Source organism: Catalinimonas alkaloidigena, assembly GCF_900100765.1.
Lineage (GTDB): Bacteria > Bacteroidota > Bacteroidia > Cytophagales > Flexibacteraceae > Mooreia > Mooreia alkaloidigena.
In genome coordinates, this window is sequence record NZ_FNFO01000004.1 from 372620 (window position 1) to 398947 (window position 26328).

The following is a 26328-nucleotide window of genomic DNA, read 5'->3' on the forward strand; positions in this document are numbered from 1 at the left end:
GTAGTATACCACCAAGTCAAAGTATACTGATTTTAGCGTATCAATCTACGTGTTTCGTCTAGTCCCGTCACCGCCCTATTTGTAGGCCCACCAGCGCTTTCGCTACCAACGTGCGAGGCCCGCGGCTAGACGCGTTCCGGCAGGCCCCTCTCGCAGGAGGCTAAGCGCGCCGGCAACTCCCAGTTCTGTTGCCAGCAATGGCTACCACCCCAGTACCTTACCCCTCTGCGGGCGCTACCCGATGCCGGAAAGTGCTTCGCCAAGGGCTCTCGGCCAGTGCCGCCCCATTCTGCCGCACTGCGCTCCATTACGCTTTGCTACGAAACGTTTGCCGTATGGTGTAATCCCGTTTTCCCGACTTTCCGTGTAGGTAGGCTTTGGTGTGCAGTGGGCATTCTGCCCGGTCTGCAGCATGTCGGTTGTGCAAGGGCATAACCACGGAGACGTGCTGTGCATTTCTCACCGCACCCGCCGGCTTTCCTCCAGCGTCCGGTCCGTTGCCGGCGCTGCCTTTGTTCACTGCATTTATTCCGAGATCCTATTCGACGTTTACCATGATTGCCTTTAAAAAACGAATTCTCATCGTTGACGACAGCCCCGTGATGTGCGGACTTCTTTACATGCTTTTTTACCAACAGTATGAGGTCACGGTCGTGACCGACGGCTTCGAAGCCCTGTTGCATTTGCAGAAGGCTCCGCCGCCGGAGTTGATCATTACGGACCTGAGCATGCCCACCCTCAACGGCTTCGACCTGATCAGAACCATCAGGGCCAGTGCGTGGCTGCACCACATTCCGATCATTGTCATTTCGGCGCTGGAGCCCCATCAGCACGACCTGGACCTACACCGATTGGGGGTCGAGTGCATTCTACAGAAGCCGTTCAAACCGGCTGGTTTGCAGGAAAAAGTCTCGTCTACGCTTGCCGAAAACGCCCCACCTGCACCCGCGTACGTACTTCGCTCACCTGTGTACAAAGCAGGGTAGCGCCTCCGGTCCGGCATTCGGCCGGCAGTTCTCTTCCTCCTTTAAACCACAACGCTATGACCGACCCTAATTACCTATTGCTTGTCGGGGCCGACCGCAACGGCTTAGCTCCCGGCCTAGAATCCCTGGGGTATCGACTCGTTTCGCTTTACAACGCCACGCAGGCGCTTCACTGGCTCACCGACCAGGTGGCGGCCCAATGGCCCTTGCCCCAGGCGGTGCTCTGCGACGACCAACTGCCCGACGGCAATGCACGATCTCTGTTCGAGCATGTGCAACAAGCGGGCCTGACGGCGCACCTGAAATTTATTGTGGCCTCGCCCGGCAGCAGCGTAGAAGCGACCACCGACCTGCTGGCGGCAGGCATCGACGCCATGCTGCTGGACCCGATCACGGCCGAAAAAGTACACGAACGCCTGCAGCAACTTGCCCACGCGCAACCCACGCTGGCGCCGCCCCCTTCGGCTTACCACGCGGCGTTGCCCCGGACCAAACGCCTGTTCGACATGTTGTTCGCGCTGCTGGCTCTACTGCTGCTGCTGCCCATGCTGTTGCTGATTGCCCTTATCATCAAGCTTGAATCCAGAGGGCCGGTGTTTTACGTCGCGAAGCGGGTGGGCAGGCATTACCAAACCTTCAACTTCTACAAGTTCCGGACGATGCGCAAAGATGCCGACGCTCAACGGCAGCAGCTGATGGCGCTCAACCAATACCAGGGTTCCTTCTTCAAACTCAAAAACGACCCGCGTGTCACCCGCTTCGGGGCGTTTCTGCGGAACTACAGCCTGGACGAACTTCCCCAACTGCTGAATGTGCTGCTGGGCGATATGTCGCTGATCGGCAACCGCCCGCTGCCGCTGTACGAAGCGGAATCGCTCACGACCGACGAGTACGCGACCCGTTTTTTTGCACCGGCCGGCATCACGGGCCTGTGGCAGGTGACGCGCCGCGGCCATGCGGACATGTCGGACCACGAGCGCCGGCAGCTCGATAACCAGTACGCCCAGGAGACTTCTTTTTTTTTAGACCTGAAGATTTTTCTGAAAACGTTTAACGCCATCAAACAGAAAGAATCGGTGTGAGCCCTCCGGGGCTTCAGGCGCGCGTCCGGCCCAGCCGAACCGTGCGCCACTCAACCCACTTCGCCTTTCTGGGTCAATCCTCTTTCGCCTATGCGTCTCTGCTTCCCATACACGCCTTCCCTTCCCCGCCGGTTCCTGATGGGATCGGGTGTTGCTCTGCTCCTTTTCCTCGCGCCGGTCACCGCACGGGCCACCACCGCCGTGATGGAACTGTTCGGCACCATTACCGATGCCGCTACGGATCACCCCCTGCCGGCCACCCTGAAGTATCAGTTGCCGGACGAAGGTCAGATCGGCGAGATTGTGCCGGAAGCTGACGGCTCGTACCGTTTGCCACTGGTGATCGGCAAAACCTACCAACTGGAAGTCGCGGCGCCGGGCTACGCCCCCATCAGCGAGGCGGTTCTGACCCGCGCGGGCCGCATGGAGCGAAACTTCGCCCTGCACCAAGAAAATTCGCGCGCGTCTACCCTCTTGGGTCCGGCATCCGACACCCTGCCGACGAACCGCCCGCCGCAGGCTTCGCAACAACTGCCCAGTCTGGAAACCATCATCGACTTGTGTCTGGCGTATTCGCCGGTTCTGCGCCTCCAGGACTCGGAAGTTGAAAAGTATTTCAACGAAGTAAAGACCCGGCGGGGCACCTGGAGCGACTTTGTGTTTGCCGACCTGGGCGCCGGCGTCACGAACCAGCCCTTTCTGTCGCAGGGGAACGATGGCAACGTGAGCTTTCTCAATTACGACATGATTCAGTATTACCGGGCCGGCATTCTGGTGCGGATGCCCCTTTCCAGCCTGACCCACCAACACCGCGAGGTGACCGTCGCCAAAACCGCCTACCAAAGTGCTCAACTGAAACGGGAGGTCATTACACAGGAGCTCACCAATCAGGTCACGTCGCTCTACTACGAGGTGGTGGCCGACCTGCAACTGCTTAAGATCAAAAGCGAAACCCGCCAGTTCTTGTCCCTCGAAAAAACCTTGGCCGAAGAGAGTCTCAACGTCAACGGTGTAGCACCGCCTAACCTGAAGGACGTGACGCTGGAAGCCGCCGCGGCCGACATGGAGTACGAGCTTCTGCGAAAACAGCTGCTGACCCACTGGCGGCTCCTGGAAAATATGATTGGCCAGAAATTACGTCTAGACATATGAAAGTAGAACGACTGATCAACCTGGTGTTGCGGCACCTGTGGCTGGTGCTGGGTTTTCCACTGGCGACGGCCCTGCTCACCTTTGTGCTGGTTTTCAACAAATCGAAGTTGTACTACTCCGAGGCTTTGCTCTACACGGGCTTTGCGTCCGGGTACAACCTGGAAAGCCCCGACGCGGCCAAAGCGACCGACTACATCGTGGTCAACAGCGCGTTCGATAACCTGATCAACACCATCAAGCTGCGCAGTACGCTGGAAGAGGTCAGCCTGCGGATGCTGACGCGCCTCGCCCTGGTGCCGGACCCTACGCTCAATGCTGCCGAGGAAGACAAAGCCTACCTGGAGGAACACCTGCCGCCCGCGTACCGGCAGGCGCTGGAAACTCTGGCCGCCCCTACGCCCGACCTGGAAGCCCAACGCGATCAGCTGTTCGATTCGCTGCAAGTTCGCCTCAAAGCGGGCGATCCGCAGTTGCGCGCCATTGTCTACGCGAAAGAGTCGCCCCTCAGCGTTCACAGCCTCTCCGACAAGCTGGAAGCCGCGCGGGTGGGCAGCAGCGATCTGATCAAGCTTTCGTACGCGGCCAAAGAGCCGCATCAGGCACAAACGACGCTGAACATCCTGTTCGACACCTTCATCGAAAAATACCGCCAGACCAAAACCGGCGAAGCGGGCTCGGTGGTCGCTTATTTCGAAAAGAAGCTGGACGAGATTTCGGCCGTGCTGGCGCGGAAGGAAGATAGCCTCAAGTTGTTCAAAACCAGCAACCAGGTATTAGACTACGAAAAAGACGGCGAGGCCGTGGTGGCTCAGCAAAGCACGATTGAAAACGAGTTGCAACAAGAGCGGTCCCGGCTGGCCGCCGCCGAAGCCGCGTTGCAGCAACTCAATACCAAGATGAACTCGAAGCAGGAACTGCAAGGCTACTCTGCCGAAGCCCGCACCTTGCGTACCCAACTAACGACGCTCAACGATCAGCTTACCCTGTTGCAGGTCAGTCCCAACCAGGACCAGGCCAGGATCTCCCGTTTGCAACAACAGATCAGTGAGGTGGAGCGCAAACTGGGCCAAGCCACGGCGGCGGTCAGCAACTCCTCGCGCGACGGCGTCACGTTACAGGAACTGCACACGAGTTACAACGAGGCCTCGCTGGACGTAGAACGCAGCCGGGCGCGCATCCGGAGTTTGCAGGGCATGCAATCGACCGTGACCAACCGCTTTCAGTCGCTGGTCCCGCTGCGTACGGAGCTGAATCGCCTGGAACGGGAAATCGAGCTGGTGAATACCCAGCGGCAGGAAGTGTTGCGCAACCTGAACGCCAGCCGCCTGCGGGAACGGAACATCACGACCAGCTCGAACCTGCGGATTCTGGACGAACCCAGCTTCCCGGACAAGCCCAGTTCGCTGAAGAACCTGCTGCTCGTCATGCTTTCGTTCATCGCCAGCGCGGGGATGATGCTCGGTTTGCTGGTCGGTAAGGAGCTACTCGACACGAAGATCAACGACGCCGCCGACTGCACCGAACGCACGGGACTGCCGTTTGCCGGCGCACTTCCTTCGCCCGGCCGCAAGGAGCAAAAGTATCCGCTGTCGGACCTGTTGCTGAACCAGTGCCTCAACCGTCTCCAAACGCATTTCAAAGGCGATGCCACGCTGGTGTTGCTGTACAGCACGCAGGCGCAGGCCAGCAAGACGTTCGTGGGTCAGCAACTGGTGCACAAGCTAAAAGAACTTGGCTACACGGCACAGCTCCTCTCTCTGGACGAGGCCCTTGCGCAACTGCCGTACCAGGAGCGGAACGGTCAGGCTTCGCCCTCTGCTATTACCGATCCCATGACCAAAGGACGCCTCTATTTTGTGGAATTGGAACCAGTCGCGCAGCAGGTGCTCCCCCCGGCCCTGGTGGCACGGGCCGATCTGTCGCTGGTGGTGGTCCCGGCTGGCCGGAACTGGACCCGTGCCGACGATCACATGCTGGCCATTTACCGGGAAAACGTGACGCAACCCGCATACGGCTTTCTGAACGGCATGGAATGGAACCAGGCCAGACAACTACTGGGTCGCCTGAAGCCCCAGGCTACGGCTCATCATGTCCCTCGCGTCGTCAGGGCATCGGCCCAGACCCTACCGCACGAAGTGCCCCACGTCTTGCCTTCTTTGGAAAAGACCTACTAGGCCGACATCGCCCGGCAAACGCTTTCCTTTCCAACCACAACTCCCCGCTAACGCATGCGTACCTACGCTTCCGTCTCCTCGTACTGGTTTACGTCCGGCACCTACATGCTCTTGCAGCAGGTCGCATCGCTGTTCTTTGGGTTTGGTGGCTTTTACCTGCTAGTACGTACCCTGACCAAGGAAGAGTTTGGGACCTGGACCCTGTTTTACACCATCGCCGCGTTTGTAGAACTGGCCCGCAACGGGCTGGTGCAGAACGCCCAGATCAAATTCACCGCCATGCTGAAAGGCGAAGGTGGCTACGGGCGAGTGATGACCGCCTCGCTGGTGTTGAATGTGCTCTTCACCGTCCTGGTCTGTGGCCTGCTTTACCTGACCGCACCGGTGATTGACCGGTGGACGGGGGCACCGCAGTTGAGCATCATGTTTCTGTACTTCACCCTGACGGTGGTAGCGTCTATCCCCATCAGCCAGTGCAATTACGCCCAGCAGTCGAACCTCGATCTGCGCGGGGTATTCTTCAGCAATTTTACGCGACTAGTGACATTCTTCGTAGTCATTGTCGTGGCGGTAGTGAGCGAGCTGGAAATCTCACTGTGGCAACTGGTTATAGCACAGGGGATCTGCACAGGGCTCGGCTCGGTGGTGGCGGTGCTGATTTCACGGAAGTACCTGCGCTTCTCCCGCCACATCGACTGGCCCCTGATGCTGCGGCTGTTCCATTACGGCAAATTTTCGTTCGGCACCAACGTGGGCTCCATGTTGTCCGGCATCGTGACGCAGGTGCTGTTGAGTAGCCTGCTGTCGCCGGTCGCGGTGGGCCTGTTCGGGATCGCCTTTCGGGTCAACACGCTGGTCGAAGTGCCCATCGTCACGCTGGCGACGGTCCTGTTTCCAAAAAGTGCCAAACGTGCCGAAGAGGAAGGGCTGCCCGCCGTGAAGTACCTCTACGAACGGTCGGTGGCGTGTCTGCTGGCGTTTTGCCTGCCCGCCCTGCTGCTGGTGGAGTTTTTCGCCGAGCCCATCGTCACGCTGATTGCCGGAAGCGAGTACCGAGAGGCCGCGCCCCTGCTGCGCATCTCCATTCTACTCATTCTGCTGGTGCCGTTCTCCCGCCAGTTCGGGGTCGTGATCGATTCGATCGGCAAACCGGACCTGAACTTCTATCTGCTGATTGGCCGAACCGCCCTGACCATTGCACTCTCCTACGGGTTGATCAACACCTCCGGCATTCCCGGTGCGCTGTGGGGAACGCTCCTGGCGATGGCTGTCAACGTGGTGGTAGTGCTATTTATCCTACGGAAAGAGATGCGGGTCCGGCTCAAAAACATCGTGTATTACTTCAAACAGTTTTACCGAAAGGACGTGTGGAGCATGACCCATCAGGTGTTCGGCATGGTGTTCAAACAAGCCGCTTGATTTTCACGAGACCGAAACGCATTCGCCACTTTTCACTTCGAACTTCTATGAGAAACTTACCCATCATCATGTTGTCAATGAGCCGTTGGGACGGTGCCCTCTCGTCGGCGGCCTACGCGCTGGCCAAGGAGCTGGCGAAACACAATCAAGTGTTTTACCTCGACTACCCCTATACGATTAAGGAATTTGTAGCGGAACGCCATACGGACGCTGTCAAGCGGCGGCGGGACGCCATTCTGTACCAGAAAAGCATCTACCGCCAGGTGCCGAATCTGCCCGAGAATTTCGTGGCCGTTACCCCCAGCATGACGCTCTCGTTCGATTTCCTGCCACCCGGACCGGCGTATGAGTTGGCCTCATACGTCAACAACCAGATCCTGCATAAAACGATCAGGGCCATCCTGCACGACTACCAGCTCGACCGCTTTATCCTGTTCAATTCCTTCAACCCATTTTACGTTGCGCAGGTGCTACGGGACGTGACGCCCGACCTGTACGTCTACCAGGCACGCGACGACATCCGGGCCATCGACGCCCTGCGCAAACACGGCCCGAAACAAGAGCGCAAAGTGCTGCGCCATGCCGATCTGTTGCTGGCGACGTCGACCAACCTGAAGCGGGTACTGGAACGGGAATCAGGGCGACCGGTGCATCTGCTGCCCAACGCGGCCCAGACCGCCCTGTTTCAAACGGCGCTGCACGCGTTTCCGGTGCCGGCCGAGCTGGAAGGCAACACACGCAAAGTGATTGGCTTCATCGGAAATCTGGAAGGCAGAAACGATTTCGCGCTGCTGGAGAAGGTCATCCGGCACCATACCGACAAACTGTTCCTGTTTATCGGCCCATACGAGTACCAGCAGTCGACGTCTACCGATTTCCATGCGTTTGAGAACGTACTTTTCGTGGGACCGAAGCCGCTGGAGGCCCTGCCGCAGTACCTCCACTTTATGGACTGCACCATCATCCCGTTCCAGAAGAACGACTTCACGCGGAGCATCTATCCGCTCAAGCTCAACGAACAACTGGCCGCCGGCAAGGCCATCGTCACCACGAATTTTTCGGAAGACCTGGCCCCGTTCCGCGACGTCATCTACCTGGCCGAATCGCACGACGATTTCGTGAAGATGCTTAACGACGCGGTTGCGCCAGCCGACGAGATGCAAGTCCGGCAACGGGTGCAGCGCGCGCAGGGCAATTCCTGGGCACACCGGGTGGAGCTGTTCTGGCAGCTTGTTGAACAGACACAAGCGGTTCCCGACGTAGCCGGCCGGCCTGTGCTCGCCCCGCACGAACTCCTACCCCACTGAGCCGACCACTGACCATTTACTGACCACAGCATGAAGCTTGTCGCCTGGCCCCGTACGACCCGCATCGGCCAACCGTCCGTTGACCAACAGGGAATTCTTTTCCTGCTGTGTGCGGGGGCTGCGGCAATACTGGTAGCGATTCTGGTCAGCCTGGGCGGCGTGAAAGCGGGCGTGGCACTCCTATGTCTGCCGTTGGCAGTAGGCGTGATCGTGATAAGCGTCTACCGCCCCTTCTGGGGCTTGTTCTGTTGTCTTCAGTTGAGCTTTGTGGCGGCGGGATCGCACCGCTACGTGGCCCTGCCGCTCTCCTCGGCCCTCGATCCGCTCCTACTGTTGGGGGTTGTAGCGGCCGTAACGCAGGTGAAACGTGTGGCATGGAAAAAGCTCCCTAAGGGGCTGATCTTCTTCATGCTGGGGTGGCTCATTATCACGGTGCTGGAGGTGATGAACCCGGAGGCGCACAGCTTTTCAGCGTGGTTTCACGCGATCCGCTCCACCTCGGTCCAGATGGTACTGTGCACCGTGCTCGCCTTTCTGTTCGTGCGTAGCCATCGCGATCTCGACCTGCTGATGCACGCGTGGTTGCTCTGGTCAGTACTGGGGGCCCTCTACGGCATGAAACAGTTGTACCTGGGACTCAACGCCTACGAAAATGCATGGCTGGCCTCGGGACCCATCAAAACCCACATGATTTTCGGACACCTCCGGGTCTTTTCATTCTACACCGACGCGGGCACGTTCGGCGCGGCGCAGGCGCAGGCGGGCATGATGGCCGGCATCTGTATGCTCAACAGCCAACGCTGGGGCGCTCGCCTGCTGTACGGGGCCACGGCAGCGATTTGCCTGTATGGCATGTTGATCTCCGGGACGCGGGGCGCCCTGTTCGTAGTCATTGCCGGAATGGGTGCCTACCTGCTGCTCAACAAAAAGATCAAAATCATCGTCCCCGGCCTCCTCCTGGGTCTGCTGCTGATCGGCCTGCTCAAGTTCACGATGGTCGGGCACAACCTCTACCAGGTCCGCCGCATGCGCAGCGCGCTCAACGTTGATGACCCGTCGCTACAGGTACGACTCGACAACCAGAAGCGCCTCTCCGATTACCTCGCGACCCGGCCGTTCGGAGCAGGCATCGGCAGCGTCGGCTACTGGGGGGGACGTTACAGTCCGAATACATTCCTGGGCCAGATGCCGACCGACAGTTGGTACGTCCGCATCTGGGCCGAAACGGGCTGGGTCGGACTGACCTTTTACCTCATGCTGATGCTGTACATCAGTTGGGCAGGCGCCTGGCACCTTGCCCGAGCCCCCTCGCCGGCCCTGCGCCATAAACTCATTGCCCTGCACGCCGGGACAATAGGCATTATCGTCGCCAGTTACGGCAACGAACTGTGGGGGCAGTTTCCCATCGCCCCCTTCATCTACTTCTCCATCGGTATGATTTTCAACGCCCCTAACCTCGAAGAAAATGATCGTTCTTAATGTCGCCCTGGCCGTGCTCACCGCGCTGATCTTCTTTTTTCTGGTCTTTCATTTTGCAAGCGGCATGCTCTCGCTGCTGGCAAAAGATAATCAGGTCGTGCCCGATGAGGCGGGTCCCTACCAGAATTTCGCCTGTGTCATCACGGCCTATCGCGATGCCGACGTAGCGGGTCCGCTGGTCGCCGCGCTGCTGCAACAGCACTATCCGCATTACAGGATTTACCTGGTGGCCGACGGCTGCGACGCGAAGGCATTCCGGTACAACGATCCGTCGCTTACAGTTCTGTTTCCGGAAGTGCCCCTGAACGCCAAATCCCGCTCCATTGCCTACGCTCTCGAGCATTTCACCGAAGCGCACGATGCAGTAGTGGTGTTCGACCCGGACAATCTGGTGCGCCCCGACTACCTGCGTTGCCTGAACGGCTATTTCCAGGCGGGTTACCGGGCGGTGCAGGGTATGCGAACAGCCAAAAACCTGAATACGGCCATCGCCTGTCTGGACAGCCTCGGTGAGTTCTATTACAACTTTGTGGTGCGGCTCGTGCCGTTCCGACTCGGCTCTTCGTCCACCATTGCGGGGTCGGGCATGGCGGTGGCGACGCCCCTTTACCAAGCGCACTTGGCCAGCGAGCCCATCCGTTCGGGCAAGGTGGTCGCGGCCGAAGACAAGATCTTGCACGGGCAGTTGGTGGCGCAGGGCGTGCGCATTGCCTTCGCCCCGGAGGCGGTAGTTTACGACGAAAAAGTCGACACCAAAGAGGCTATCCAACGGCAGCGCACCCGCTGGCTGAACGGTTTCTTCAAAAGCATTCCGGCCAGCCTGGCGCTCGTCGGTCGTGGGCTGCGTCGCCTGAATTTCAACCAGCTCTACTTCGGGGTGATGACGGTCTACCCGCCCCTGTCGGTGCTGCTGCTGGCGACGTTCGCGCTCATCGGCCTCAACCTGTTTCTTTTTCCGGGGTACAGCCTGCTGCTGGCGGGGGGCCTTGTTCTGTTCGCGCTGAACTTTCTGTTCGTTCTTAAGCGCCAGCAGGTGCCGCGCATGGTGTGGAGGGCCTTGGCCGACATCCCGTTCTTCCTCGTGAGTCAGATCAAATCGTTGCTGGGCATGAAAAAAGCCAACCGCGATTTCCTGGTGACGCGCTCCGTCCACCACCTCTCCCTCGAAGAGGTCATGCACCCAAATTCCTCCCCGTCTAAGAAAATGCATAACGGCGTCGCCAGCCGGGCGTAACCCGCCAGCACTCCGTTTTTCTTCCGTTTCTCTACGCTAACCCTCGGCCCCTGCGTCATGGATCTATCGATTATCATCGTCAACTGGAACACCAAAGCCTTACTACACGACTGCCTCCGTTCGCTCTACAGCGACATCCAACACCATTCGTTCGAAGTGATTGTGGTGGACAACCACTCGTCCGACGGCTCGCCCGACATGGTCCGCGAAGATTTCCCCCAAGTGGTGCTTGTCGCCAACGAAGACAACCGGGGATTTGCCGCGGCCAACAACCAGGCCCTGCGCCGGGCGAAAGGCGACCATCTGCTACTGCTGAATCCCGATACGAAGGTGATCGACGGAGCCATTGACCGGATGCTGGCATTTTCGCAGGCGCATCCCACGGCCGGGATCATTACCTGCAAGCTGTTCAACGGCGACGGCTCGTTGCAAAAGTCGGTGAATACGTTTTACGGTTTCTGGAAGTCGTTCGTCGAGAACCGTTTCGTGATCGGGCTGTTGCAGCGGTTCCACATGCAGAAGCGCTTTTTCATGAGCTACTGGGACCACCAGCAGACCATCGAAATCGACTGGGCCCACGGAGCGGTGATGCTGTTTTCGCGGGAAGTGTTCGACAAGGTCGGGTTACTCGACGAGCAGTTTTACATCTACGCCGAAGAGATGGACTACTTTCTGCGGGTCAGCAAGGCGGGTTTTCAATCCTGGTTCGTCGCCGATGCCCACATCATCCACTACGGTCAGTCGAGCTCGCGCCAGCGCCGGTCCGCCATGTTCATCCAGAATTACAAAAGCTTCTACTTATTCCTGAAGAAACACTACGGGCTCGCGTCGTACCGGCTCTACCGCACCCGCGCCATCTTCTACATGCTGCTCTGGTACCTGAATTTTTCGTTTGTGCGCAGCGAAGAGGCAGGCGTACAACGCAAGATCTATTGGGAAACCCTGCGCTGGCATTTTACGAAAGACTCCGCCATCGCCTGATCGCCCCCTCAAATTTCATCTCACGTTCTGTTACTCCTTGTTGTCCTGGCTATGCTTACGCTGCACTACATTTTCTGGATTTCCGTTTTCATCATCGTGTACACTTACCTCGGCTACGGTCTCGTCGCTTATGGCATGGTGCGCCTCAAACGCCTGCGGCTTGGTAAAAAAACGGTGTCGCCAGCGGCCGAACTGCCCGACGTTACGCTGGTCGTCCCGGCCTACAACGAGATGAGTTGCCTGGCCGAAAAGCTGGAAAATTCGTTTCAGCTCGATTACCCAAAAGGAAAGCTGCATTTCCTGTTCGTGGCCGAAGGGTCGACCGATGGCACGCAGGAGTATCTCCGTAGCATTCCGGAGATCGAGGTGGTGAGCGGCAGCACGCGCCGGGGCAAAATCGAGGCGATCAACCAGGCCATGCAGCGGGTAAAGACCCCGCTGGTCGTTTTTTCTGATACCAACACGTCGCTCAACCCCGACGCCATACGCAACCTCGTTCGCCATTACGAGGACCCTAGCGTGGGGGGCGTGGCCGGAGAGAAACGGGTGCAGGCCAGTGCCGAAGACAATGCCGCCGGGGCGGGCGAAGGGTTGTACTGGAAATACGAATCGTTTCTGAAGCGCATCGATTCCGAACTACAAACGGTGGTAGGCGCGGCGGGCGAACTGTTTTCCATGCGCACGCACCTGTACCAACCGGTGGAATCGGACACCATTCTCGATGATTTCATCATCTCTCTGCGGCTGACGGGGCAAGGTTACCAGGTCGTCTACGAACCGGAGGCCTATGCACTAGAGAAGCCTTCTTTCTCAGTAGCAGAAGAGATGAAACGTAAAATCCGAATCAGCGCGGGTGGGTTTCAGTCCATCCGACGGCTGTCGCACCTGCTCAATCCGTTCCGGTACGGTCTGCTCACGTTTCAGTACGTGTCGCACCGGGTGCTGCGGTGGGCGGTGGTGCCGTTCTGCCTGATCGTGGCTTTGGTTACCAATTTCTTACTTGCACCCGCCGTCCCCCTCTACCAAGTGCTTCTGGTCGCGCAACTGGCATTCTACACCTGCGCGCTGGTCGGGTACCTGCTGGAGCAGAAGCGGTTACGCATCAAACTTCTGTTCGTGCCCTTCTATTTCAGCTTCATGAACTGGTGCGTTATGTTGGGGCTGGTCCGCTACATGAAAGGCCAGCAATCGGGCATCTGGGAGAAAGCCCGGCGGGCGGCGTGAGGGTCTGATCTTCAGACGATTTCTGTACAGTTTTGCCTGCACGGCATGCACTTTTTTGATCCAGATCGTGTTACGCCGTTACACTCACTACGGCTAAGTTATTTTTCGATTTTTTATATAAAAAGTACATAAAATGTGCTTCGCGATTTTTACGCACCGCTATAGGCCTAAAATTTGAATCTTGACACTCAAAATTGCACAAAACTCATTCATTTCTGAGCACGCCTGAGGACCCGACGTTACTTACTAAACTATTCCACAGAAATTAAAGATCGAAAAAACCTTCTATTTCAACCGAATAGGGATTTCACACTTTTATTTGCTCACGATATGCTAATCAGGGTTGTGTAGTTCACTTTTATTTGCTTTAAGTTTGCTGGTAAAACATTTCGGTTGATGTCATTTTTCTAAGACAGCCTTTCATCTTTTGACGCACTGTCCCATTAGTACATTTTTACGAACAATTAGCTAGATACCAGCAACTTAGCTACGACAAAAAACCAGATCATTTTTTCTTTCTCTCACTCTTCCGGCATGAAAGATAAATATTACGGATTACAGATTTTGCGTGCCCTTGCTGCATGGATTGTTGTGCTGCACCACGTGGTTCAGACGTTTTACACGTTTGAGGTAGACAATAAAATCTGGCACTTTTTCGGACGTTACGGCACGATCGGAGTAGACGCTTTCTTTGTTTTGAGTGGATTTATCATGTATTACTCCCTGAATCGATCCACTAAAACGGGCGTTAAATTTTTCTTTGACCGTTTACTCAGAATTTTTCCGGCTTACTGGGCAGCGACACTCCTGCTGTTGCTCTCGCACGAGCTCTTTCCCAGCGGCTCGTATAACACTCAGTACACAGGAGAGTCGCTTCTCCAATCGCTGTTGCTGATTCCTTCCGAAAACCCGAGCGGCCACGGCACCTATCCGTTTCTGTACGTCGGGTGGACGCTGGTCTACGAAATGTTTTTCTACACCGTACTTTCGGCCGCACTGCTGCTCGACCGCAAGCGGGCCATTGGCCTGGCGCTCATCACGCTGACCTTGCTGCCGTTGGTGCTGGAACTGCTCGACTACATGCCGCTGGGCAGCAGCAATTTCTTCCTGTATGAGTTCAACATCGGGCTGGTCATTGCGTTCGGATTCGAACGATTTGTGGCCCACTTCAAACCGAGCTGGAAGCTGGCAATGCTGGTGGCGGGCCTTGCCTTCCAGGTAGCGGTGCTGTACGTCGGCGGGTGGAATCACCCAACCAAGCTGCTGGTAGCCAGCACCTGCGTAGTGATGTTTCTCCTGGCCGAACCGTTCTTCAAAATCCAGTCCGCGGGGATTCGGCTGTTGGTGCATCTGGGGAACCTTTCGTATTCGACGTATCTGTTGCACCCGGTCCTGCTGGGCTGGTTCAAGCTCACGTACAAAAGCGCGGCTTCTCCCTACGTTGAAGCGGTGCTCTTTACCAGTTTTGTGGTTCTGTTGTACCTGCTGTCGTACTGGAGTTACCAGTTGATCGAAGTGAGTCCTCACATCAACACGTTCAAAAAGTACGTAGTGCGGAAGCTGAGCGCTCCGCAGCCCGTGCCTACGTTGGCTTCCAAGTAAATTAGCGCCCCTACAAACGAAACGTCACTGCCGGAGTCTGCGGCAGTGACGTTTCGTTTGTAGAGCGCCTTGATCAGTTGATCACCACGCGTGTCTGCCACACCTTCGCCCCGCTCTGTACCTGTAGGATGTATACCCCCGCGGGCACGCCCTCTACCCGAAGCACGCCGCCCCCCTGCGCAGAAGTGGCCTTGCCGGTTTTGACGGCTCGACCGTTCAGGGTCAGGAACGTATAGGTAGCCTCGGCCGGGAACGCTTCCTGCGTCTTCAGGTGAACTTCCACAGTACCCACACCCGGATTGGGATAGACTTCCAGTTCACTTTCCTCGGCGGTCACAGCCGTTTCCGTCATCGCCTCAGGCGAGCGCAACGCCTGCGCCGTGGTCCCGTAGGCGACGACGAAGAGGGGCCGTTCGCTGACATTTACGCGTACGCGGCCGCCGCTTAGCGTCAAGGCCGATGGGGTCCCCGTTTTGCGGTTGGGCACCGCTTTGACCTGTTGGACTGAGGCAGGATTTCCTTCCAACGCCAGCTCAAAATCGTCGACCGTCACGGCGTTGCTCGTGGGGCACCACACCGCGTAGATGTCCTGCTTGGCAGAGGCATTCCTGAACTTGTACACCTTCACCTGGCTGTTTTTCGAATTGATTTCTTTCACAAACCGCGCGCCGGTCAGCAGATTTTTCATGGTGTAGGTGTAATACCAGGAGATTTTCGGCTTGTGTCCGTGGTTTTTGTCACTTACCAGGCCGCTGGTCGAATACTGGGTGCCGCTGGTAGTGTTGTGGTCGCGGATCATGTACATGGTGGCCCGGTCGATGCCCGAAGCGGCAATTTCCAGGTAGCTCCGCATCAGCCATTGCCCCTGCACCTCCTCGGCCGAGAATCCCTTGAAGGCCGGAGCGCGCTGGGGCGAGTCCTTGTGCGTATCGTAGCCGAATTCGGTCAGCCAGATCTCCACGCCGGGCAGAAACTGATCGCGGTAGGTCACCAGGTTTTTGAGCAGTTCTTTCAGGTTTCCCTCCTCGGGACTCACGCCGTGGCCGTACCACCGGTCGCCCGTATTGCAGTAGTGGTGGAAATTGAGCACATCGGCCGGGAAGCTTCCGCCCCGGTAGTGGTCGGCCCAGGCCTTCATGGTCTTTACGTATTCCAGGTTGAGCGAGGTCAGCCCCCCCATCACCATCTTGGCGTTGGGATCAGCATTTTTCACGCCGAATGTTTTACCCATTTTCTGCTGATGCCCGTCGTAGTCGGCGCTGGCCATTGCGGCATATTCATACGGCGAAAATTCCGCATCCGCGCCCCGCCACCACTTGTCCTGTTCGTTCCAGTCTTCAAAATAGGTCAGCAGATTCAGGCCCGTCTTTTTAGGCTGATCGGCCGCCAGTTTCAGGTGGCTTTCGTCCACCGTTTTGCTGCCGTACCGCGCCACGTACTGGTACAGGTAACTGGCGTGGGCCTGGTACGAGCGCGGATCGTCGGTGGCAGCGCCGGCGTTGCGGGGCTTATCTTCCGAATCGGGCGTCAGCCAGCTCACGCTCCCCTGCATGCAGGGCACCACCACGATGCCTTTGGACTTGCGCAGGGCATAATATTCGTCGAACAGCCACTTGTAGCTCGGATAGCTGGGGTTGACTTTGATGGCGTTGTTCGGAAAACCGGGGTAGGTGGTTTTGGCAGGATTGCCCCAGGGTTGGTTGCCTTCGTCCCAGTTCCAGTTGTGGTACTCGCGCACGAACGATGCGACTTCTTCAATTTCGATCGGCACGTCGATAAACGAGTTGACGCCCATCAGGTGCTCCATGGTGGGACGCGAAGCCACCGGGGGCGTCGGCGTGGGCGCGGGAGCATTGCCGACGGGGCTCCCGTAGAGCACGATTTCCGGCGTGGTGATCAGCGGTGAGTTGAGCGTCACCCGGACGTAACGCGTCTCCACATTGACCCGGTGCCGCTTCCATGTGTTGTATAATCGCATCGGATCAGTGAAAAGCGTCTGCCAAGCAAAGGGCGCTCCGGCCGAAATTACGATGTCGCCAACCCGATTGGCATCGTACAGATAGACGTCGGTCAGGCGGTAGGTTCGGCCCAGGTCGATGAACGCGTGCGCGGGGTAATCGGCTTCTTCCCAACTGGCCCACCACTCGGACGAGGGCGCCCCTCCCGATCCGCTGCGCGGATCACCGGCCAGTTCCTGTTCGTCGGCCAGCTTCGTAGCATCACCCAGGCTGGATTCGTTGACGACCATCACGGGTTGCAGCGCAATTTTGGCCGATTCGCCACTGTTGGGGGGCGGTGTAGTGGTGCAGTTGGTAGCACTGCCGCCTGGGCCGGAAGGCGGTGTCCCTTCGTTACTCAGGTAGACCTTGTCGAGGAGCGCGCCGTCTTCGCGGAAGGCAAAATCAAGCGTGTTGGCTCCCTTGGCCAAGTTCAGCGCGGCGCTCCATTTTTTCCAGGCAAAACCGTTGGTGCCGCGCAGGCTGTTCCACTCCGTCCAGCGTCCGCCGTTCAGGCGCACCCAGAACGAATCGTCGTCGCCGTTCGGGGCATTGACCCGCGCGAAGAGGGCAAAATCGCCGGCCTCGGCCACCGAAAAGCTGAACCGCACACGATCGGCCGGAGTGGTCGGCGCGTTGCTTTTGCTGTTCATCCCCGCCTTCACCGTTGCGTACTTCCCGGCGGAAGCAGACGCCTCGTTCAGCACTTGCCAGTTGCTCCCGACCGTTGCGCACTCCGCTTCCAGCCACACCGTTTCAGGAGTTGGCGCGGGCGTCGGTTCCGGTGCGGGCGTGGGCGTCGGGCCACTTCCTTCCCCTGCGTAGAGCACCACTTCCGACACGTTGGCTTTGGGCGAAGTCATGGTGAACCGGACGTAGCGCGTCTCCACGTTGACGTCGTGCCGGTTCCACATCTGGTAATGCTCCAACGGATCAGTAAAAAGCGGTTGCCACTGCCCCGGCGCACCGTACGACACAATGAAATCACCGATGTCCTGCACGTCGTGTAAAAAAACGGCGCTCAATTTCGTTTTCTTGCCCAGGTCGAGGTAGATACTGGCCGGGTAGGTAGCGGGACTCCAGCCGGGATGCCACGCGGTGACGGGCTTGGCGCCGGGTTGCGTGCCGGGATCGCCCACCAAAGCCTGTTCGTCGACCAGATGCCGGGCGTTCCCTCCCCCGACGATCATCGCCGGCGTGAGGAGAAGTTTGGTATCATCTACCAAAGTGGCGGCCCGCTCAAAACGAATGCCAACGGCTACGGCGGTCACCACCACAAATACCGAGACGAGCAAAAAAATGCTCACCGAAATTCTTTTTCTAAACATAATCATAGCCAGGGTTGATTTTATAGCGAGGAGAACAAAAAGCCTTTTGAGGATTTTTGGGAGACGTAGTGGCGATCGAGATAACGCCGGGCAGACGGAGTGGCGGAAGCGGTCTGATCCCCTCCAGGTACGACAGAGCGGGAGGATACAACGCGCTCAAAAGGAAGTACGAAACGATGGGCAGGGTACTGCACTGTACGACGTACCCTCGGCCATTTTGAGAAAAACGCTTACCGACCGTACGCGTGGGAGGCGCACGTTTTACTGAAAAGATAATTCTCTAAAAAAGAGAAGGAAGCGAGATTGATTAGAAAGGCGTGGTGGACTTCACTCAAGGTAGACATTATTTCACAAATCCCCAACGCCCTCCTGCATTTTACCAAAAATGTCCCACTCTTTTATAAAATCCTATCAATCAACCACATACCTATTACTCACCTGTACAAATTCGCCTATCCATCCCCACCAAACAGTCGCACGCCTCCACTCAAACACAGGTCAAAAATGCGTCTCAAATCCTCTCCCAAACTTCACCTTATGGCACGTGCGCTTTGCCTTTCGCACCTCCCGGCTTTTCAGCTCAACGCCGTTTGTGAAGGTGGCTGGTAGTATCAATCCCTCCTTTGCACCCTCTTTAAGGTAAAGATGAAACAACGCCTCGGGGCCCTGACGTTGGTGGTCCGCGACTACGACGAAGCCCTGACCTATTATACCGAAGTGCTGGGCTTTGAGAAACGCGAAGACACGCCGCTGGGAGAAGGCAAGCGGTGGGTAGTTGTGACGCCGCCCGGTGCGCAGGAGACGAGCCTGCTGCTGGCGCAGGCCGCCACGCCCGCGCAGGTGGCCTCGGTCGGGAATCAGGCCGGCGGACGGGTATTTCTTTTTCTGCACACGGACGATTTCTGGCGCGATTACCATGCCTTCCGTCGGCGAGGCGTGCAGTTTCTGGAGGAGCCGCGGCAGGAAGCGTATGGTACCGTCGCGGTCTTTGCAGATCTTTACGGCAATCGCTGGGACCTGTTGGAGCCCATTCATCCGTAACCCATCACCCATGACGCACGACGCCCTCGAAGCCAGCCTGGCCCGAACGTTCGAAGATTACCTGCTGTCGCAGGAAGAAAAATCGGCCCTGCGGGAGGCCCTGGCCCCGTTCCGATACGATACCGCCACCCTCAATTTTGCCCGCAATCGTGCGTTCGACCTCGTCGAAGCCCATGCGCGGACCGCTACGTTTGCGCCCGATGCCCTGCGGTGGCTGGAGCACGTGATCAAAACCATCGACACGATGCGCGAAACCGCCACCCTCCCCCTGGCCGATGCCCATTTCAGTCCGGGCTCCGCCTGTGCCGACCGCATCATTCAACTGGTAGAACACACGCGCCTGTCGCTCGACATTTGCGTGTTTACCATCTCGGACGACCGCATCAGCCGGGCCCTGGTCGAGGCGCACCAGCGGGGCATTGCTGTACGCATCGTTACGGACAACGACAAATCGAACGACCGGGGGAGCGACGTGTACCACTTTGCAGAAGAGGGACTGGCCGTTCGCATCGACACCAGCCCGAACCACATGCACCACAAATTTGCGATCTTCGACCAGCACACGCTCGTAAACGGCAGCTTCAACTGGACGCGCAGCGCCTCACACTACAACCAGGAAAACATTACGGTCCTGACCGACCTGAACGTGCTCAGCGCCTTCCGGGCCACTTTCGACCGCCTCTGGACCGACTGCGTTCCCTTACTCTCCTAACCTTTTCCCACCATGACGATCCGTTACCTCCTCTGTACTTTGTTCATGGCCACCCACGCGCTGGCCCAAACCACGCCCCTGCCCGCCAGCGTGATTCGTTGGGACGCTCACCCGGCCGAAACGACCCGTACCGGTGCGCGGCGGCAACTGGTAGACGAGCGCAGCACTACGCCGCTGGCTTACCTAGAAATCCACGCAACGACCCTGAACCCGGGCCTGGCTCCGCATCCGCCGCACACGCACGACGACCTGGAAGAGCTGGTGATTGTGAAAGAAGGGCAACTGCGCGTGACCATCGGCGACCGGGAAAGCGTCTTGGGGCCGGGAAGCGTGGCCCTGGCACTGCCGGGCGATGCCCACGGGTTTACCAATGCGGGCACAACGCCGGTCACCTACTACATTTTTCGGTATCGGTCAAAAGCTCCGATGGACGTTGCTCGCGGGCAGAAGGCGGGCGGCTCGCTCTTGCTCGACGTCCAGGCGCTGCCGCTTCAGGCCAACGCCAACGGGGGGCGACGCGACTACTTTAACCGGGCGACGGCCATGTTTTCGCGCTTCGAAATGCACGCCACCACACTGAAGGCCGGGTTGCAAAGCCACGCTCCTCATACCCACGCGGCCGAGGAATTCATACTTCCCCTGCGCGGCAACGTCGAAGAACAGATCGGTGAAGAACGCGGCCCGGCCACCGCAGGCGACCTGATTTTTCTGGCGTCTCTGGTGCCCCACGCCATCACCAACACCGGCGACAGCCCCACCGAATACTTTGCGTTTCAGTGGGAATAGAACGCTACCGCCGGGCAGTCGTCAGATGCCCAGCACCTCGCGTAGCCTGGGGTAACCCGTCCGGCTGATCGGCACCTGCGCACCCGACCGCAAAATGGCCACGTAGGTGTCTTTCTGGTACGGATCGATCTGGGTAATCTGCTGTACCTGCACGATGTAAGAGCGGTGTACGCGCACAAACTGTTGGTCGGGCAGCGCGCGTTCGAAGTACTGCATCGTACGACTTTTCAAAAACGTACCGTGGTCGGTGTGGATCTTCACGAAATCGTCGCTGGCTTCCAGGTAATGTACCTGTTGCACGGGGATGATGTGGATTTTGGAGCCGTGGCGCACCACAATCCGGTCGCGCTGTCCCGGTGCCTGCGCGGCTGTTTCCAGCAGGGCCTGGGTTTGGGTGGCATCGGCCGGGGCGGCATGGTCCTGCCACTTGCGCATGGCCACGTCGAAACGTTCCCGGGTAATGGGCTTCAGCAGGTAATCCACGGCATGTGCCTCGAACGCGCGGAGGGCGTACTCTTCGAACGCCGTGGTGAAGATCACCGCCGGGGCCTGGTCGAGCAGTTCCAGCATCTCGAAGCCGTTGATTTTGGGCATCTGCACATCCAGAAAAATCAGGTCGGGCTGGTGCTGCTGAATGGCCTTCACGCCTTCGAAGCCGTTGTTGCACTCCTGCACCACTTCCACACCGGCGAGCGGTTGCAGGTATTCCAGGAGGATCGAGCGGGCCAGCGGTTCGTCGTCGATGATCACCACGCGTTTCATAACTGAGGGATTTTAAGTAGTGTCGTAAACAGGTGTTGCTCGGCGAAGGCCGGTTCACCGTCCAGGTCCAGCACCAGTTCGTCAGGCGGGGCCGGGGCCGCGTCCGTTGGTGCATGTACCTGCGTTTCCAGCAGGTCGTGGCGGCCGAACAACAGGTAGAGGCGGCGCTTCACCCCCCCAAGGCCGAAACCCGTGCCCTGCCGGGGGCGAGCCGTTTGCGGATCGAACGGGTTCTGTACCGTGACGCGCAGCATGCCGTCCTGCACCTCGGCCCGGAGCGAGATGGTCACCACGCCCAGCGTGTCGTACAGGCCGAATTTGATGGCGTTTTCCAGAAGGGGCTGCAACAGCATCGGCGGCAATTGGGCCGACGCGGCCGCTTCGTCGTAGTCCAAACAGGTGGCCAGGCGATGCCCGAACCGCACCTTTTCGATCTCCAGGTAAAGTTGCAGGTGCTGCAGTTCGTCGGCCAACGTGACCCATTCGACTTCGCGCGGACGCAACGTGCCCCGCAGGAAGTCCGAAAGCTGGTGCAGCATTTTGCGGGCCTCTTCGGGACGCGACCCCACGAGGGCAATCACCGAATTCAGGCTGTTGAACAGGAAGTGGGGCTGCATCTGCTGGTGAAGTTTGAACAGTTCGGCCTCGCGGGCCAGCTTTTCGGCGTCGGTCTTGCGTTGCTCGTGCCTTTTCTGTTCCTCGTGGCTTTGCCACAGCGCCACCATCATCGCCATGCAGCCCAGAATCAACAGCGCAATTTCGAAACGGATGGGCAGTGTTTGCCAGAGAAAATCCGTAAATGCCTTTTCCTGATTATAAAGCCCGTACAAAATGCGGTAGCTCGCCACCAGCCACAGCACATCGAGCATCAGGCACCAGCCCAGCATGTAGACAAACTGGTTGCGGCGCGGGCCGTAGTAGCGCATGTTTTTGTTGATGAGCAGGCACGCTACCGCCAGCAGCGCGCTGGAAACGCCCCCGTCGGCAATGGCCACTTCCCAGCCGAACGCCCGCAAGCCGTAGGCCTGAAAGGCCGCAATCAGCACCCACCATGCCGCAAACGACAGGTATGCCTGATAACCGGAAATGGGCGAACGGGCCAAGGTCACAACAGCTTAAGGGGTGAGCACTGCGCGGGGCGACGCTTCCGTCCCGGTCAGGTCCGACGCCCGGGCGCGCAGGTGACGCAAATAATGATCGGGGTCGTCGGGTGTGGTGATGCAATAGTGCAGCTCCGTGCCGTCGTGCAAATCGGCCAGCGCCTGCAATTCCGTTACGCCTACAAACTGCCACTCGACGCGCTGCTGCCGGTGGTTCAGGAAATGCTCCTGTTCCGACGTCCCCAGGTGGCGGGCCTTGGCCAGGGCTTCGGGCACGCTGTCGGCGGCGACCAGTCGCAGCTGCTCGTCGAATTGGGCCTGATGGGGTGCTTCCTCACAGACGATCTGAAAAATCAGTTTAGCCACGTACCAGTTCATAAGCCTTGTGCTGAATGAAAGATGTGTCGACGGATAAATAACCCCGAGCGGGTGCCGCTCGTACCGTCACGAATAGCTGAGCAGCTCGATGCCCGCAAACACCGCCGTGCCGCTCAGGACCAATACTTTTTCCTGCTGCAACCCCGCCGGTTTCTGGAGCATGCGCTTGTCTTCGATGCCGGCGAAGACCGATATCATTTCGGACGAGATGACCTGCCAGTGCGAAGGGATGATCAGCTTCGTACCTCCGAAAATCTGGACCACCTCCAGGTACACATGCCCCTGAATGTCGGCCTGACTGAGGTTAATCTCCGCCCCGCCAAACAGCGTGACGACCTCCCCGCCTTTCCAGCTTTTAGAGAGTATGTTCATCTCGCACGCGCCGAACACCGAAATGGCTTCCAGTTGGTCCTGCTTGTTCCGGTGCGCACCTGCGTCTTCGTACTGCTCCCGGAAAGTCTTGTCCCAGTGCTTCCAGTGCTCCCCTTCCGATTCGTTTCGCCAGACACGCCGCCGGCCCAGAATCATCCAGAGGGCGAAGGCAATCACCACGGCGGGCCACACAAACTTGACGATTTGCACTTCGGGATGCATCCAGTTAATCAGGTAGACGAGCCCAAACCCCGTGAAGAGCATCCACACCGGCGGGCCTTTGAACAACGTCTTGGCACCGATCACCAATCCCAGCGTCAGCGGAATCATGGGCCAACTTGTTATCCAGTCGGGCAGGTCCGTGCCTGTTTGGTCCAGCAGCAGCACCAACCCTACCATCAGGACAATCAGTCCGGCCAGGATGTCGCCCAGGCGCGTAGGAGGTGGATGCTTCGAATAATTCATCAGAATGCGCTTTTCCCAAAACTAACCCAAACCCCAGGCGCTACCAAAACCTGCACCGCCACGCCCCGGTGCATTCCGGTAAACGGCGAATAATGTCGGTAAAAAGTTAGGTTCCGCTGGTGGCGATGGGTTTCTTTGAAGGGAACCTCCCCGACGCCCCATGTCCTCTACGCGCCCCATCGGCTACTGGCTGAAACGTGCCGACCAGCTCCTTACGGCCCATGCCGACCGCCTCCAGGCCCTCCACCGCGCGACCCGCCTCGAATGGCAGGTACTGAACCTGTTATACGAATCGGGTCCGAGCACGGCCGTGCAGGTGGCGCAGACGATGCAACCGTTCACAGACCGCGCAGGCCTGGACACGATGCTGGCTCGTTTTCAGGACGAAGGCTGGGCGACCCGCGACGCACAGGCGCGCTACCACCTTACCGAGGTCGGCCGGGAGCAGCACACGCGGATGCATACGACCCAACAGCAGTTGCGGACGCAGACCCTGCAAGGTATTTCGGAAGAGCAGTACGCCACGACGCTACGCGTGCTGGAGCAGATCGTGGCCAACCTGGAAGCGACTCTGGAATAGATAAAAAAAGCGTGTGAAAGCGCTATCTCCAGGGATACGTCTTTCGCACGCTGTTGCAGTGGACCGCGGATGCGGGAGGATGTGGGAGGAAACAGGCCCACTGCGGAGGGATAAAGGCATGCCGCGCCGGGACGATCCTAGCCCGCGGTGCTTCGGGCCACGAGGGTGTCGTTCCAGTTTAGCAAAGTTGGGGTTGCTTGGTGGGTTTGCTCTTGCCAGACGTCCCGCAGAAACTGTTGCAGGTTCGGCCAGCGGTGTTGCAGGTAATGGTCGAACAGGTCAGGATGGATGTCCAGGTGCGACAGGTGACCGACCCGAAAACGCTGCGCCACGCCGTACGCCAGCGGCATCAGATTCCCCTGTTCGTCTACGACCAGGGCGGGCAACACGTCGCTGAGGCGCGTGGGCAGGCAGGCACCGGTCGAATCCGGTCTCAAGACCGAAGCCAGGTACCCAAAGCGGGGCTGGTCGGGCACTTGCGCCACCGGCCAGAGGTCCAGCTCTACGCGCATGGCCGGCTCATACTGGCTTTTGAGGTACTGCCCAATCAGGAACGTTTTGTAGAGCAGCTCCTGCGGTTGCGCCGTCATTTTGCCGTTTTTGCGTGGCGCGACGGGCGGCCGCAGGTGTAGTTCGCGGGCACCGTGCTCGTACGCAAAATCGGCCAGCCAGAGTAACGAAGCCCAACTGGCGTCGGTCACGACGTGGACCAGGCCGAACGCATGCCCCGCCCGATGCAGGGCCTGGAGGTTTTGCGTCAGCCGTGCAAACGAGTCGGACGGCTGCAACGGCGGCGGTCCGTCCACCCGAATTTCAGTCAGGTCGATCCACGGCAGTAGTGCCTGCACGTGCGCCAGGTCGAGCCACAGGCCGTGGGTGACTACTCGGTTCTTAAAACCCAGGCGACGTGTGTAGCGCAGAAGCGGCCCCAGGTCCGGATACAGAAACGGCTCGCCGCCCGTAAAGACGACCTCGTCGTAACCTTCCTGCCAGGCGGCCCGCAGAAAGGTTTTCAGCAGATCGAGCGAAGGCGACGTCGGCGCATGTGGGGCGGTTGCCACATCGGCGGGAGGCGTGCAATGAAGGTGTACCACGCGGTCCTGACGGCGGTAAGGCGTGACTAGCGCCGAACGCCCCGAAAGGTCGTTCGGCAGGTCGGTAGGGAGTTCCGACGAGAGGGGGAAATGCGGGAGGGGCCAGTCAGTGCAGGGAGGATGGACGGGAGCGGAGGTTGACGTGTGGTACTGCATAGGGCGTCGTCGTTTAAGTCAGCGTTCAGCGGTGAGGCAGTTCCGAAGAACATAGGACAAAGGTGGCAGAACCCGACGCCAAGTTCAAGGTAGAAAATGCCTGAAATTCGGATGATGTTTCTACCATATGTGTAGCGTAGTTCTACGCTTTCTGCCCCGTAGTTCCACCTGATTTCGAGTCCGCTTCCGCCCCACACGTCCCACAAATCGCTGAAAATTAAACCATTACCCTTCTTTATAAGAGGATTGTTCGTCAGGCGTAGTTGCATCCAGTCCCGAAGAATTATAACTTGACCAACCAAGGCAGCGTTTCGATACGCTCCTCCGCTAAAACCTATCAACCCACACTCTCCTCTCATGGCAGATAAACCTCAAAAGCGGTTCGATGGCTCAGAAGGCAGCCCCATTGAACTGGACAAAGCCGCTAAATGGACGGCGAACTACCGAAAGCGTAACTCCGATCAGACGCTGGGACACTTCTTCGGGCGAAAAATCCTGGAAAAAATTTTAGGGCAACCCGACTGCGTTGGTCTGCGCATTTATTACGCCGTGGAAGACAGCACCGAAGAGGATACGCACCCCATCGCACTCGATTCGCTTTCGATGCACCAGAAGATCAAATTGTTGTTCGGCAAGAGTGACTTTATCCTGACCAAACGGCCCGGCCGCGAAAAAAGGCACTTGATCATCGCCGGGGTTACGCCCGACATGAACGACCAGCTGCCAGGTGAGGAACCCCAGCAAGCGCCGGCGCCCGCCGAAAAGAGCAGCGCTGACGACAGCACCCAAGCTGCTTCTGCAGCGGTTCGTGCTGCGCCGGTACCGTTTACGCTAGCCGAAATGGCGACTACGTGTCCCGATCAATGCGGGAAAGGCAATGCTCTCAATCGATAAGAAACAGCTGATGCGCTAAACTT

Annotated in this window: 22 protein-coding genes; 16 read left to right on the forward strand and 6 right to left on the reverse strand. The window is 58.4% G+C overall.

Translation table 11 applies throughout. From position 1 onward, the window contains the following. The first annotated feature begins 554 nt into the window (after positions 1–554). From BLR44_RS12435 to BLR44_RS12485, 11 genes are all read left to right on the forward strand, one after another. A complete protein-coding gene (locus BLR44_RS12435; RefSeq protein WP_143017255.1) occupies positions 555–986 on the forward strand; it encodes a response regulator in 432 nt (143 codons plus the stop codon). A gap of 56 nt (positions 987–1042) precedes the next feature. Then, a complete protein-coding gene (locus BLR44_RS12440; protein WP_176956017.1) occupies positions 1043–2068 on the forward strand; it encodes a sugar transferase in 1026 nt (341 codons plus the stop codon). Positions 2069–2158: 90 nt separating this feature from the next. Next, complete coding sequence (locus tag BLR44_RS12445) at positions 2159–3220, forward strand: TolC family protein (protein ID WP_089682288.1); 1062 nt, start codon at positions 2159–2161, stop codon at positions 3218–3220. Further along, positions 3217–5394: a GumC family protein gene (locus tag BLR44_RS12450; protein WP_089682290.1), complete on the forward strand. Its 2178-nt coding sequence runs from the start codon at positions 3217–3219 to the stop codon at positions 5392–5394. The genes BLR44_RS12445 and BLR44_RS12450 overlap by 4 nt, the downstream gene beginning before the upstream one ends. Before the next feature lie 54 nt (positions 5395–5448). Next, the gene (locus BLR44_RS12455; RefSeq protein ID WP_089682292.1) at positions 5449–6813 is read left to right on the forward strand and encodes an oligosaccharide flippase family protein; all 1365 of its coding nucleotides are present in this window, start codon (positions 5449–5451) and stop codon (positions 6811–6813) included. 47 nt (positions 6814–6860) lie between these two features. Then, positions 6861–8120: a glycosyltransferase gene (locus tag BLR44_RS12460; protein WP_143017256.1), complete on the forward strand. Its 1260-nt coding sequence runs from the start codon at positions 6861–6863 to the stop codon at positions 8118–8120. A gap of 30 nt (positions 8121–8150) precedes the next feature. Continuing rightward, positions 8151–9599 (forward strand): O-antigen ligase family protein, encoded by a 1449-nt coding sequence (locus BLR44_RS12465; protein ID WP_089682297.1) that lies wholly within the window; start codon positions 8151–8153, stop codon positions 9597–9599. Continuing rightward, entirely contained in the window at positions 9586–10833 is a 1248-nt protein-coding gene (locus tag BLR44_RS12470) for a glycosyltransferase (protein WP_089682299.1), read from the forward strand. The genes BLR44_RS12465 and BLR44_RS12470 overlap by 14 nt, the downstream gene beginning before the upstream one ends. 57 nt (positions 10834–10890) lie before the next feature. Further along, positions 10891–11814 (forward strand): glycosyltransferase family 2 protein, encoded by a 924-nt coding sequence (locus BLR44_RS12475; protein ID WP_089682301.1) that lies wholly within the window; start codon positions 10891–10893, stop codon positions 11812–11814. A gap of 51 nt (positions 11815–11865) precedes the next feature. Then, complete coding sequence (locus tag BLR44_RS12480) at positions 11866–13038, forward strand: glycosyltransferase family 2 protein (protein ID WP_089682303.1); 1173 nt, start codon at positions 11866–11868, stop codon at positions 13036–13038. A gap of 534 nt (positions 13039–13572) precedes the next feature. Beyond that, entirely contained in the window at positions 13573–14640 is a 1068-nt protein-coding gene (locus tag BLR44_RS12485; protein WP_089682306.1) for an acyltransferase family protein, read from the forward strand. A 73-nt stretch (positions 14641–14713) separates the two neighbouring features. Here the strand turns inward: BLR44_RS12485 and BLR44_RS12490 are convergent, their stop codons facing one another. After that, a complete protein-coding gene (locus tag BLR44_RS12490; protein WP_176956018.1) occupies positions 14714–17965 on the reverse strand; it encodes a discoidin domain-containing protein in 3252 nt (1083 codons plus the stop codon). Between the two features lie 645 nt (positions 17966–18610). Between BLR44_RS12490 and BLR44_RS12495 the strand changes: the two genes are divergently transcribed. The 3 genes from BLR44_RS12495 to BLR44_RS12505 are packed head-to-tail and all read left to right on the forward strand — an operon-like array spanning position 18611 to position 20504. Continuing rightward, positions 18611–19006, forward strand: coding sequence for a VOC family protein (locus BLR44_RS12495; RefSeq protein WP_089682309.1), 396 nt, complete (start codon positions 18611–18613; stop codon positions 19004–19006). Positions 19007–19016: 10 nt separating this feature from the next. Next, a complete protein-coding gene (locus BLR44_RS12500) occupies positions 19017–19718 on the forward strand; it encodes a phospholipase D-like domain-containing protein (RefSeq protein WP_089682311.1) in 702 nt (233 codons plus the stop codon). A 12-nt stretch (positions 19719–19730) separates the two neighbouring features. Beyond that, complete coding sequence (locus BLR44_RS12505) at positions 19731–20504, forward strand: cupin domain-containing protein (protein WP_089682313.1); 774 nt, start codon at positions 19731–19733, stop codon at positions 20502–20504. Between the two features lie 21 nt (positions 20505–20525). Here BLR44_RS12505 and BLR44_RS12510 read toward each other — a convergent pair whose 3' ends face one another. The 4 genes from BLR44_RS12510 to BLR44_RS12525 form a co-directional block, all read right to left on the reverse strand. Continuing rightward, positions 20526–21266, reverse strand: coding sequence for a LytR/AlgR family response regulator transcription factor (locus tag BLR44_RS12510; protein WP_089682315.1), 741 nt, complete (start codon positions 21264–21266; stop codon positions 20526–20528). Continuing rightward, a complete protein-coding gene (locus BLR44_RS12515; protein ID WP_218127062.1) occupies positions 21263–22375 on the reverse strand; it encodes a sensor histidine kinase in 1113 nt (370 codons plus the stop codon). The genes BLR44_RS12510 and BLR44_RS12515 overlap by 4 nt, the downstream gene beginning before the upstream one ends. A gap of 6 nt (positions 22376–22381) precedes the next feature. Then, on the reverse strand, positions 22382–22744 hold the full coding sequence (locus BLR44_RS12520) for a DUF4288 domain-containing protein (protein ID WP_089682318.1): 363 nt from the start codon (positions 22742–22744) through the stop codon (positions 22382–22384). Positions 22745–22810: 66 nt separating this feature from the next. Further along, positions 22811–23581, reverse strand: a complete 771-nt coding sequence (locus tag BLR44_RS12525) for a LiaF transmembrane domain-containing protein (protein ID WP_089682320.1) — start codon at positions 23579–23581, stop codon at positions 22811–22813. 160 nt (positions 23582–23741) lie between these two features. On the opposite strand from BLR44_RS12525, the gene BLR44_RS12530 reads away from it, so the two are divergent. Next, positions 23742–24161 carry a MarR family winged helix-turn-helix transcriptional regulator gene (locus BLR44_RS12530; protein WP_089682322.1) on the forward strand — a complete coding sequence of 140 codons (420 nt, stop codon included), beginning with the start codon at positions 23742–23744 and terminating at the stop codon, positions 24159–24161. A 137-nt stretch (positions 24162–24298) separates the two neighbouring features. On the opposite strand, the gene BLR44_RS12535 is transcribed toward BLR44_RS12530, so the two are convergent. Next, positions 24299–25411, reverse strand: a complete 1113-nt coding sequence (locus BLR44_RS12535) for a radical SAM protein (RefSeq protein ID WP_089682325.1) — start codon at positions 25409–25411, stop codon at positions 24299–24301. A gap of 357 nt (positions 25412–25768) precedes the next feature. Here BLR44_RS12535 and BLR44_RS12540 point away from each other — a divergent pair, with 357 nt between their 5' ends. Continuing rightward, positions 25769–26305: a hypothetical protein gene (locus BLR44_RS12540; protein WP_089682327.1), complete on the forward strand. Its 537-nt coding sequence runs from the start codon at positions 25769–25771 to the stop codon at positions 26303–26305. Positions 26306–26328 lie beyond the last annotated feature (23 nt).